The following is a 10911-nucleotide window of genomic DNA, read 5'->3' on the forward strand; positions in this document are numbered from 1 at the left end:
TTGTGCGACGCATGACTGAACAACTGGACGGACCGGCCCCCTTGGAGCCCATGCCCACCGATTGGCAGCGTGCGCTCGCCGTGGTGGCCCACCCCGACGACCTGGAGTACGGGTGCTCGGCGGCCATCGCCGACTGGACCGACGGTGGCCGCGAAGTGGTCTACCTGCTGGCCACGCGCGGCGAGGCGGGCATCGACACGATCGACCCCGCCGCCTGCGCCCCGCTGCGCGAAGCCGAACAGCGCGCCAGCGCCGCGGTGGTCGGAGTGTCCAAGGTGGAGTTCCTCGACTACAGCGACGGCGTGATCGAGTACAACCTCGCGCTGCGCCGGGACATCGCGGCCGCCATCCGCCGGCACCGGCCCGAGCTGGTCATCACCATGAACCACCGCGACACGTGGGGCGGGGCCGACGGCGGCGGCTGGTGGAACACCCCCGACCACAAGGCGGTCGGCCGGGCCACCCTGGACGCGGCGGGCGACGCGGGCAACCGCTGGATCTTCCCCGAACTCATCTCGGAGCAGGGGCTGGAGCCCTGGGACGGGGTGCGCTGGGTCGCGGTGTCCGGCACCACGACGCCCACGCACGCGGCCGACGCCGGTCCGGGGCTGGAGCGGTCGGTGAAATCGCTGCTGGAGCACAAGGCGTACATCGAGGTCCTGACGGACGAGGACCCGCAGACGTACGTACGCAACTTCCTGACGGGCAACGCCCGCCAGGCGGCGGCCCGGTTCGGCGGGCGGCCCGCGGTGGCGTTCGAGGTCTTCCCGCGTTGAGCGGTCCGCCCTAGGGTGTCCGCGTGATCGACACCATCGGCACGGAGATCGCGGAGGGTGAGGAACGGATCCGTCTGGAGGTCGCGGACGGGATCGCGGAACTCACCCTCTGCCGCCCGGACAAACTCAACGGCTGGAGCTGGGAGTCCACCCGCCAGCTGGGCCTGCTGGCGGACCGGATCCGCTTCGACCCGGACGTCCGGGCGGTCCTGCTGCGGGCCGAGGGACGGGCCTTCTGTGCGGGCATCGACGTGACGGCCCCGGGCGGGGCGATCACGGGTGCCTCGGCCGCCGAGCGGAACCGGAACTACTACGAGGGCATCCGCTGGGTCCACGAACGCTTCGCGGTCCTCGCGCGGCTGCCGCAGCCGGTGGTGGCCGCGGCGCAGGGCTACTGTCTCGGCTTCGGCTTCGAGCTGGCCTTGATGGCCGACATCCGGATCGCGGCGGACGACGCCGTCTTCGCCCTGCCGGAAGCCCAGTTGGGCGTCGCGGTCGACGCCGGCGGGGACCTGCGCATCGCCCGCGAGGCGGGCGCGGGCTGGGCCAAGTTCCTGGCCCTGACGGGCCGTCGCATCGACGCGCAGACGGCGCTGCGACTGAACCTGGTCCAACAGGTCGTCCCAGAAGCGGAGTTGAAATCAACGGCCCGTTCCCTCGCGGCGGAGATCGCGGCCAACGCCCCCCTCGCGGTCCAGGGCATCAAGCGGGCCGTCGACTCCTACGCGGACGCCGCCCTGCCCGCGGCCCTCGATCGCGTCGCGATGACGGCGGCCCTCACCCTCACGTCGGAGGACTCCCGCGAGGGCTACACGGCCAAGGCGTCGCGCCGCCCGCCGCGCTTCACTGGGGGCTGAGGGGGCTGAGGGGGCTGAGGGGGCGGTCGAGGGGGGCGGTTGAAGTGCCGGGCGGCCGAGTCGTGGGCGTCGCCGACGCCGAGCACCGGGACGGGCGGGAGCGCCGCTGGCGGGCGGTGCACTCCGTGACCTCCTGGAGCAACAGAGCGATGGAGGCCTCGCCGGACAGCCGCGCCTGGGTCGGGCTGTCGCGCCGGGCCCAGATCGAGCACCTGGAGGTCTCCCTCGTCCGGCACGAGGCCGACATGGCCGACGGCCGGCTGGGGCGTGAGTGGGCGGAACCCTCCAGGAACGACGACCTGATGCCCCGCCTGACCCCCGAGTCGCTCACCGAACTGTGGGAGGTGCTCGGCCGCAAGCTGGAGGAGCTGACCGGCCGCGACGCCCAGGACCCCCGCGCGGCCCGGGTCGTGCTCGTCACCGCCGGGCTGCCCCTGGCACCGTCCGAACCGGGTGGATCGCCGGACGCCCCCGCCCCGGCCGCCGGGACCGCCCCGGCCTCCGCCCCCGAGCCCGCCTCCGCGGCGGAGCCCGAGGTCACGGACACGGGGGAGGCGTCGTGACCGGGCCGCTGGACATACCCGTCGCGCGCCGCCGCTACGTCACGGTCTGCGTGCTCTTCTGGCTGCCGCTGGGGCTGACCGTCGCCCCGCTGATCCTGCTGCTCACCGAGCGGGGCATGACCATGGCGGCCGTCGCCGGGTTCTTCGCCGCGCACTCCCTCGTCGCCGCTGCCCTCGAACTGCCCACCGGGGGACTGTCCGACGTCCTGGGACGCCGATCCGTCCTGGCCGCCGCCGGGCTGCTCAACCTGGCCGCCCTGACCCTCCTCGGCCTGGGCTCCGCCCCCTGGCTCCTGGGCCTCGGCATGGTGCTGATGGGCGCGGGCCGTGCCCTTTCCAGCGGACCGGCCGAAGCCTGGTACGTCGACACCCTCCAGGCGCACTCCGGCCCCGACGCCGAGCTGCGCACCGGCCTGGCCCGCGGTTCCTCGGCCACTTCCGCCGCGCTGGCCGCGGGCACCCTGGTCGGCGGAACCCTTCCCTGGCTGCTCGGCGCCGGATCCGACCTCGGCGCCCGGCTGGGCGGAGCCACCTCCGGGCTGGTGCTGCCGCTCTCCGTTCCGCTGCTGCTGGGCGCGGCGGTCGAAATCACCTTCGTGGTGTACGTCCTGGCAGCCCTGCCCGAACCGCCCCGGCCCGCGGCCACCCTGCGTGAGGTGCTCCGGGGCATCCCGGTCACCGTCGTGGACGGACTGCGTCTGGGTGGCCGCGACGCACTGGTCCGCCGGGTGCTCCTGAGCGCCGGGGCCGCCGGCAGCGCCCTGGCCGCGCTCGAACTGCTCACTCCGGGGCGCGCCGCGGCCTTCACGGGCGCATCGGATTCGGGCGCCGTGCTCTTCGCAGCGCTCGCCTGCGCCGGATTCGTCTGCTCCGGCGTCGGCAGCCACCTCGCACCGCTGGCCGCCCGGCTCGCGGGCAGCGGTGAGCGTGCCGTCATGGTGGGCCTCGGCCTCGGCGCGACGGGCCTGCTCCTGCTCGGCGCCACTGCCCTGTCCACGGGGGCGGGCTCCATGGTCCTCGCGGCCACCGGCTACGGCTTGGTCCATCTCGGCATCGGCGCCGCCGGGCCGAGCGAGAACGACCTCCTGCATCGTCGGGTCTCCAGCGCCGGCCGGGCCACCGCGCTCTCGGTCCAGTCCCTCGCCCTGCAACTGACCGGGGCCCTCACCGGTCTGGCCGTCGGTGTCCTGCCGCTGGGGCCGCTGCCCTGGCTGCTGGGAGGCGCCGCGCTGCTGGCGGGAGCCCTCCTTTGGGTCCGCCGCGGTGCGCCCGCGCCGTCGTCCACGAGCACGTGCTCGAACTGACCGGCCGCTACTCCTCCAGCCGCAGCAGTGCGAGGGCGCGGGCCGACACGGCGGGGAGCGGGTCGCGGCCGTCCTCGGCGGCCCAGTGCTCGAGGGCGACCGTGACGGCGTCGATGAGCACGGCCGACAGGAGGCGGGTCTCCAGGGCGGATTCGGAGCGGCCTGTGCGGAGCGCGAGGACCGGGATCAGACGGTCCTGCATCGCGCGGGCGGCCGCGAGCCAGCGCAGGCGGATCGCCGGGACGCGGCTCATCACCTGGATCAGGCGGACCGTCTGGCCCGGTTCCTCGTAGCGCGCACCCGCCGTCGCGGTGGTGAAGGCGGCCTGGACGGCCTCGGTGAGCGGTTCGCCCGCGGGGCGCAGGGCCAGCTCCTCCACCAGGGTGGCGACCCCCGCCGTGAGCACGGGGGTCAGCGCGTCCTCCTTGGCCGGGCAGTAGCGGTAGAAGGTGCGCAGCGAGATTCCGGCGGCCCGCGCGATGTCGTCCACCGTCGTGGCCTCGTACCCCCGCTCGGAGAACAGCGCGGCCGAGGCCTCCGCGATCTCGAACCGCGTGGCCTCCCTGCGCCGCTCCGTCAACGACGGGCGGCCCGTGCTCACCGTGTTCACCGCAACACCTCCGGGGGGTCGATGGGATCAAGAGGTCAATGTGCCACACCATCGCATCCCGGCGTGTCGTGCCGAAGCGGCGTAACGCGCCAGGTGCGCCCCGCAGCCCCGGGGCTGGTTCAGCGGGTGAACGGGCCCCGGCCCAACTGCTCCCGTACGGGCACCACCTCGGGGTTGACGACGGACCGGCGCTGCCAGTTCGCGCCGTCCACCACCAGGGTGTGGCCGGTGATGAAACGGGCGTAGGGGGAGGCCAGGAAGGTGGCGGCCCAGCCCAGTTCGCGCGGCGCGCCGACCCGCAGGGCGGGCTGCCGGTTGTCCTTGGCCTCCGGGGCGGCCCGGTCCAGGCCGCCCCGGATGCCCTCGGTCATGTCCGTGTGCGGGAACAGACCGGGGACCAGGCCGTTGATCTGGATGCCGTACGGGCCCCACTCGACGGCCAGGGTCTCCACGAGGTTCTTCACCCCGGCCTTGGCGGCGGAACTGTGCGCGAATCCGGGTCCGCCCGTCCAGGCGTACGAGGCGCCGATGTTCACGATGGATCCGCGGCTGCCGGCGGCCAGGTGGCGGCGGCCGAACTCGCGGGTGGTGAACCAGGTCCCTGTGAGGGTGATGTCGACCACCGCCCGCCAGGCGTTGGGGGACAAGTCCTCCGCCGGGCAGGGGAAGTTGGCCGCCGCGTTGTTGATCAGCACGTCCGGAAGCCGGTCGAGGGCGGCCTCGGCGGCGTCGAACACCCCGGCGACCCGTTCCGGATCCCGGATGTCGCAGACGGCGGCCGTCACCCGGCCCGCACCGGGGACGGCCGCCAACTCCTCCTGGGCCGACTTCAGCTGCTCGATCCGGCGGCCGGCTATCACCAAGTCGGCACCGAGCCGTGCGAATTCGGTGGCGATGGCCTTGCCCAGCCCGGTGCCGCCGCCGGTCACGAGCACCACCTGCCCCGCGTACGTACCGGGAGGCAGGGCGGCGGAGCCGAGCGGCGGCGGCGCGGGCAGGCCGCGCAAGGGGTTCTCCATGCGGCCCATCGATAGCGTGCGGGCGCCGAGATCGCCATGCCCGTGCCGGGGGCGGTTTCCCGCGCTACTTCTTCGGGGCGTACGCCTGCTTGCTCGCGCACGTCCAGACCACCGCGCTGCTCGTCCCGGCGGTCAGGTCGCGGAAGGAGCCGCCCACCCGGTCGTCGTCCGAGACGGCGTGGGCCTCGGTGTTGACGTCGGAGCTCGCGCCCGCCGGGTCCGGCAGCAGCAGCGGGGTGCCCGTGCCCGGCCAGTAGGCGGCCCGCACGTAGCGCGCGTAACCCTCGACGAAGGTGACGGCCGAGCCGACCGTCACGTTCGTGGTCGGGCTGATCGCGTCGAGGGTCAGGTTCTCGTAGCCCGGGACCAGCGCGGGGCTGGAGGGCAGGGCGTCGTACGGCTTCTTCCAGACGGCCGGGGTCCGGCGGCGCAGTTCCCGGTAGTTCTCCTGCTCGAAGCCGACGACGCGGCCCTTGTCGTCGATGCCGGTCGCCTCGGTGCCGGTCGTCCAGTACGTCTCGGTCCAGACGGGCAGGCTGTACGGCGGGTAGCCGCCGCCGGCCGGCCACACGACCGGGAAGGTGGTGCTGACGACCTGGTCGTTCTCCACGTCCACGTACTCGGTGTGCGCGGTTCCGAGCACGTCTCCGCGCTTGTTGATGCCGTTCAGCGAAACGATCCTGGTGCCGGAGTGCGCGTCCGCGGGGACCGGCAGCTCGCGCACGGCGATGCCGTTCACCCACTCCTTGGGCGTTCCGGCGTCCATGCCGACGACGTGACCGGCGTCGTTGACGTCCGTCGCGTCGGTGCCCGCGGCGGCGCCGGTCAGCAGCCGGACCGCCGCGTCGCCCGCACGGTAGGTGAAGGCGGCCCGCGCGTGGTCCGAGGCGCGTTCCACGGTGCCGGTCATCAGACCCTTGGCGTTGACGTCCGCGACCACACCGCTCTGGAATCCGTCGGGCAGCGGGACGGCGTGCACCGCGCGGTCGGCGGTCCAGTACGCGGGCAGGCCCCTGCTCCGGCCGACCGCGAGGCCGGCCGCTCCGAGGCCTTCGACGCCGCCCGCGTCGCTCCAGGGACCGTCGGGCAGGCTCGGAAGGGTGACGACCTCCGGCGCGCACGCGGCGGCCGGAACGGCGGCCGGAACCGCGTTCGCGACCGCGTTCGCGACGGCTTTGGTGCCGGCGGCGCCCGTCGCGGGCGCGGCCTGCGCGGCCGAGGCCGGACCCGCGGCCGTGATGAGGCCGGCGAGGACGACGGCGGCGACTCCGGCCGCGGACATGCTTCTCGTCATGTGGTGCTTCCCCCAAGGAAGTTCGCCCCGCCCGGAAGGCGGGGCCCCCGTGGCACGTCATATCCGATCATGATGTGCGCCTGCCGTATGTTGCCCGAGCGGGGAGGGGGCGGGCACCGGCCCGGCGCGTGTTGTTGCGGAGGGGTTCGTTCCCGGGGGCTCCAGCTGGTTCCCAGAGCTGCAAGCGACCGCTTAGTATGCCCGCGAGGCGTGATTCCCGTCGGCGGCTGGAGGCCCCGGATGCAGGCATGGCGAGTACACACCCCCGGCGAGCCCCGCGAGGCCATGCGCCTCGAAGAGGTGCCCGAACCGGTGCCCGGCGACGGCGAGGTGAGGCTCAAGGTACTCGCCGCCAACGTCAACTTCCCCGATGCGCTGCTCGTGCGCGGCCAGTACCAGATCCGCCCGCCGCTGCCCTTCACCCCCGGCGTGGAGATCTGCGGGGAGACCGAGGACGGCCGCCGCGTCATCGCCAACCCGAGCCTGCCGCACGGCGGTTTCGCCGAGTACGTCACCGCCTCCGCGCGGTCCCTGCTCCCCGCCCCGGACACCCTCGACGACGCCGAGGCCGCGGCCCTGCACATCGGCTACCAGACCGGCTGGTTCGGCCTGCACCGCCGGGCCCGGCTCCAGGCCGGCGAGACCCTCCTGGTGCACGCCGCCGCCGGCGGGGTCGGCAGCGCCGCCGTCCAGCTCGGCAGGGCCGCCGGGGCCACCGTCATCGGAGTGGTCGGAGGCAAGGCCAAGGTCCGCACCGCCGAGGAGCTCGGCTGCGACCTCGTCATCGACCGCACGAGCGAGGACACGGCCGGGATCGCGGCCCGGGTCAAGGAGTTCACCGGCGGCCGCGGAGCCGACGTCGTCTACGACCCGGTCGGCGGCGACGCCTATGCCGCCTCGGCCAAGTGCGTGGCCTTCGAGGGCCGCATCGTCGTCGTCGGATTCGCGAGCGGCACCATCCCCGCCCCGGCGCTCAACCACGCCCTGGTGAAGAACTACGCCGTCCTCGGCCTCCATTGGGGCCTCTACGCCGCCAAGGACCCGGCCGCCATCGCCGCCTGCCACGCCGAACTCACCCGCCTCGCCGCCGAAGGCGCCATCAGACCGCTGGTCAGCGAACGGGTCCCCCTCGCCGAAGCCGCCGACGCCGTGCAGCGCCTCGCCGACGGGACCACCACCGGCCGACTGGTCGTCGTACCCGCCCTGGACGGGGGCGCCCGATGACCGCCGCGGACCCGGCTGCCGCCGCGGTCACCGCCGACCAACTGCTCCTGCGGGTGAGGGAGCTGCTGGCCGCGCACCCGCCCGCCCGGACCGCCCGCGAAGACTTCCTGCGGGCCCGCTTCGACGCCGGACTCGCCTGGGTCCACTATCCCCGGGGCCTCGGCGGACTCGCCGCGCCCCGCTCCCTCCAGGCGGTCGTGGACGCCGAGCTGGAGGCCGCCGGAGCACCCGACAACGACCCGCGGCGGATCGGCATCGGCCTCGGCATGGCCGCGCCCACGATCCTCGCGTACGGCACCGAGGAGCAGAAGCGGCGGTTCCTGCGCCCCCTGTGGATCGGCGAGGAAGTCTGGTGCCAGCTCTTCAGCGAGCCCGGCGCCGGCTCCGACCTGGCCGCGCTCGGCACCCGCGCGGTCCTCGACGAGGCCGCGGGGGAGTGGGTCGTGGACGGCCAGAAGGTGTGGACCTCCAGCGCCCACACCGCCCGCTGGGCCATCCTGATCGCCCGAACCGACCCCGCACTGCCCAAACACCAGGGCATCACCTACTTCCTCTGCGACATGCACGCCCCGGGCGTGGAGGTGCGTCCGCTGCGCCAGATCACCGGCGAGGCGGAGTTCAACGAGGTCTTCCTCACCGGAGTCCGGATCCCCGACGCCCACCGCCTCGGCGAGGTGGGCCAGGGCTGGGCCGTCGCCCGTACCACCCTGATGAACGAGCGGGTCTCCATCGGCGGCATGCGGATCCCGCGCGAGGGCGGCATGATCGCCCCGGTCGCCGCCGCCTGGCGCGAGCGCCCGCAGCTCCGTACGCACGCCCTCCACCAGCGGATGCTCGAACTGTGGGTCGAGGCGGAGGTCGCCCGGCTCACAGGGGAGCGGCTGCGCCAGCAGCTCGTCGCCGGACAGCCCGGTCCCGAGGGCTCGGGGATGAAGCTCACCTTCGCCCGCCTCAACCAGGAGATCAGCGGACTGGAGGTGGAACTCCTCGGCGAGGGAGGGTTGTTGTACGAGGACTGGACCATGCGCCGCCCCGAGATCGTCGACTTCACCGGCCGCGACGCCGGATACCGCTACCTGCGCGCCAAGGGCAACAGCATCGAGGGCGGCACCAGCGAAATCCTCCTCAACATCGTCGCCGAACGCGTACTCGGCCTGCCCGCCGAACCGCGCGACGACAAGGACCTCGCATGGAAGGACCTGGCTCGATGACGCCGCCGACCCCTCCGGACTTCCCGACCCCCCCGAGCGCCACCCCCCTCGACCTGCTCTACTCCGAGACGGAGGAGGAACTGCGCACGGCGGTACGTTCCTTGCTCGCCGCCCGCTGCGACGCCCCGGCCGTCCTCGGCCGGATCGAGAGCGGACGGCCGCACGACCCGGAGCTGTGGCGGACCCTCGCCGCCGACATCGGCACGGCGGGACTCCTCGTACCGGAGAAGCTGGGCGGACAGGGCGCGAGCCACCGCGAGGCGGCAGTGGTCCTGGAGGAGCTTGGCCGGGCCGCGGCGCCGGTTCCGTACCTCACCGGCGCGGTCCTCGCGGCGGAGATCCTGCTCGGCTGCGACGGCGCGCAGGCCGCGGAGCTCCTACGGGAACTCGCGGCGGGCCGGCGGATCTGCGTACCCGCGCTGCCGCTGACCCTGGCCCCCGGTGCGCCGCTGCCGCCCGCGGCGCGGGACACCGGCGCGGGGGTGCTGAGCGGCACCGCGCTGAGCGGCACCGTCACGGCCGTGGCCGACGCGGTGGCCGCCGACGTACTGCTCGTCCTCGCCGACACCGGCCTCTACGCCGTCCCGGCCGACGCGGCCGGGGTCTCGCTCACCCCGCTCACCGTGCTGGACCTGACCCGGCCGCTGGCCACCGTCACCCTCGACGGGGCCGCCGGAACCCGGCTGGCCGACCCGGCCACCGCCCGTGCGGCCATCGCCGGAGCGCTGCTCTCGGGGGCCGGACTGCTCGCGTCGGAACAGCTCGGGATCGCCGAGTGGTGCCTGACGGAAACCGTGGCCCACGTGCGCGGCCGCCACCAGTTCAACCGGCCCGTCGGCTCCTTCCAGGCGCTCAAGCACCGCCTTGCGCGGCTCTGGCTCGACGTGGCCTCCGCCCGCGCGGCGGCCCGCGCCGCGGCCGACGCCCTCGCGACGGGGGCCCCCGACGCACCGCTGACGGTGGCCGTGGCCCAGGCCTACTGCTCGGGCGTCGCGGTCCGCGCGGCGGAGGAGTGCGTACAGCTCCACGGTGGCATCGGCATGACCTGGGAACACCCGGCCCACCTCTACCTCAAGCGGGCCAAGGCCGACTCCCTGGCCCTCGGCACGGCCGGCCACCACCGCGGCCTGGTGGCGGACTTCGCGGAGCTCCCGGCGCCCCGGTAGCCGGGCCCCTGCCGGATCGCTCCGGTCCCGGCCGCCCTCCGGCGACCGGGACCGGAAGTCCGAGCTCCTGGCGACGCCAAGCCCCGCCCCCCGCCGCACCACCACACCGCCGCACTACCACCACAGCGCCGCACCACCACCCTGGCCGTTCCGGAAGGAAAGCCGCCGTTTATGCTCTCGGCTCCGTGCGGTCGGCGATGGCCGACCCGTTTACCGAGGAGTCGGGATGGATCGTCGTCGGGTCAAGTGGGCAGTCGGCATCGGCGGGGGAGTCGTGCTGGCCGGAGCCCTGGTCCTCGCCCTGCTGCCGGGGGACGACGCCGACGAACTGCCCGTCCGGGCCCGCCAGTACACCGACGTCCGGGCCTGTCTGCTGGCCGGCGGGCAGGGCATCACCGGCAAGCCGGAGGCTCCCGTGTGGGCCGGGATGCAGGAGGCCTCGGGGGTGACGCGCGCCCAGGTGTCCTGGATGCAGGTGACCGACCCGGTGACGGCCGCCCACGCGCAGATCTTCGCGAACACCCTGCTCCAGCAGAAGTGCTCGATGGTGCTCGCCGGGGGTGAGGTGCCCGGCGAGGCGCTGCGCGCCGTGGCTTCGGCCCACCCGAAGGTGCGTTTCGTCGTGGTCGGCCAGGGCGAATCGGCTGGAAACGTGACGGTGGTTCAGGAATCCGACGATGTACAGAGCGCGGTCGCACACCTGGTGAAGGAGGCGACGCAGAGGTAAGCGGAATGATCCGTGGCTTTTATGTCGCTTTTATTTACGCAGGTCAGGGTGGGTGCGGCAAGGAGTGGACATGTCGAGGCAAAGGTTCCCCCATGCCTCTTGTCGGCCTGTGCGGTGATCGGATGAGATGCCCCGGCCATCTCTTTGATCTTGACTGGGG

11 protein-coding genes are annotated in these 10911 nt (G+C 73.9%); 8 read left to right on the top strand and 3 right to left on the bottom strand.

Annotation, left to right across the window (positions count from 1 at the left end):
* Window positions 1–11 precede the first annotated feature (11 nt).
* Genes AC3IYJ_RS35485 through AC3IYJ_RS35500 form a run of 4 tightly spaced genes read left to right on the top strand, consistent with a single transcriptional unit; the run spans window position 12 to window position 3500 of the window.
* Window positions 12–776: a PIG-L deacetylase family protein gene (locus AC3IYJ_RS35485; protein WP_489398611.1), complete on the top strand. Its 765-nt coding sequence runs from the start codon at window positions 12–14 to the stop codon at window positions 774–776.
* 23 nt (window positions 777–799) lie between these two features.
* Window positions 800–1633 (top strand): enoyl-CoA hydratase/isomerase family protein, encoded by an 834-nt coding sequence (locus AC3IYJ_RS35490; protein WP_489398612.1) that lies wholly within the window; start codon window positions 800–802, stop codon window positions 1631–1633.
* Between the two features lie 44 nt (window positions 1634–1677).
* On the top strand, window positions 1678–2196 hold the full coding sequence (locus tag AC3IYJ_RS35495; RefSeq protein WP_489398613.1) for a hypothetical protein: 519 nt from the start codon (window positions 1678–1680) through the stop codon (window positions 2194–2196).
* The gene (locus AC3IYJ_RS35500) at window positions 2193–3500 is read left to right on the top strand and encodes an MFS transporter (protein WP_489398614.1); all 1308 of its coding nucleotides are present in this window, start codon (window positions 2193–2195) and stop codon (window positions 3498–3500) included. The genes AC3IYJ_RS35495 and AC3IYJ_RS35500 overlap by 4 nt, the downstream gene beginning before the upstream one ends.
* A gap of 7 nt (window positions 3501–3507) precedes the next feature.
* Here AC3IYJ_RS35500 and AC3IYJ_RS35505 read toward each other — a convergent pair whose 3' ends face one another.
* From AC3IYJ_RS35505 to AC3IYJ_RS35515, 3 genes are all read right to left on the bottom strand, one after another.
* A complete protein-coding gene (locus tag AC3IYJ_RS35505) occupies window positions 3508–4110 on the bottom strand; it encodes a TetR/AcrR family transcriptional regulator (protein ID WP_489398615.1) in 603 nt (200 codons plus the stop codon).
* Window positions 4111–4229: 119 nt separating this feature from the next.
* On the bottom strand, window positions 4230–5129 hold the full coding sequence (locus AC3IYJ_RS35510; protein ID WP_489398616.1) for an SDR family oxidoreductase: 900 nt from the start codon (window positions 5127–5129) through the stop codon (window positions 4230–4232).
* A gap of 64 nt (window positions 5130–5193) precedes the next feature.
* Window positions 5194–6423 carry a hypothetical protein gene (locus AC3IYJ_RS35515; RefSeq protein ID WP_489398617.1) on the bottom strand — a complete coding sequence of 410 codons (1230 nt, stop codon included), beginning with the start codon at window positions 6421–6423 and terminating at the stop codon, window positions 5194–5196.
* A 240-nt stretch (window positions 6424–6663) separates the two neighbouring features.
* Here AC3IYJ_RS35515 and AC3IYJ_RS35520 point away from each other — a divergent pair, with 240 nt between their 5' ends.
* The 4 genes from AC3IYJ_RS35520 (at window position 6664) to AC3IYJ_RS35535 (ending at window position 10751) form a co-directional block, all read left to right on the top strand.
* Window positions 6664–7647: an NADPH:quinone oxidoreductase family protein gene (locus AC3IYJ_RS35520; protein WP_489398618.1), complete on the top strand. Its 984-nt coding sequence runs from the start codon at window positions 6664–6666 to the stop codon at window positions 7645–7647.
* A complete protein-coding gene (locus tag AC3IYJ_RS35525) occupies window positions 7644–8858 on the top strand; it encodes an acyl-CoA dehydrogenase family protein (protein ID WP_489398619.1) in 1215 nt (404 codons plus the stop codon). Before AC3IYJ_RS35520 ends, AC3IYJ_RS35525 begins: the two co-directional genes overlap by 4 nt.
* A complete protein-coding gene (locus AC3IYJ_RS35530) occupies window positions 8855–10024 on the top strand; it encodes an acyl-CoA dehydrogenase family protein (protein ID WP_489398620.1) in 1170 nt (389 codons plus the stop codon). Before AC3IYJ_RS35525 ends, AC3IYJ_RS35530 begins: the two co-directional genes overlap by 4 nt.
* A 226-nt stretch (window positions 10025–10250) precedes the next feature.
* Window positions 10251–10751, top strand: coding sequence for a BMP family ABC transporter substrate-binding protein (locus tag AC3IYJ_RS35535; RefSeq protein WP_489398621.1), 501 nt, complete (start codon window positions 10251–10253; stop codon window positions 10749–10751).
* Window positions 10752–10911 lie beyond the last annotated feature (160 nt).

It is taken from the genome of Streptomyces sp. GL_140 (assembly GCF_057834465.1).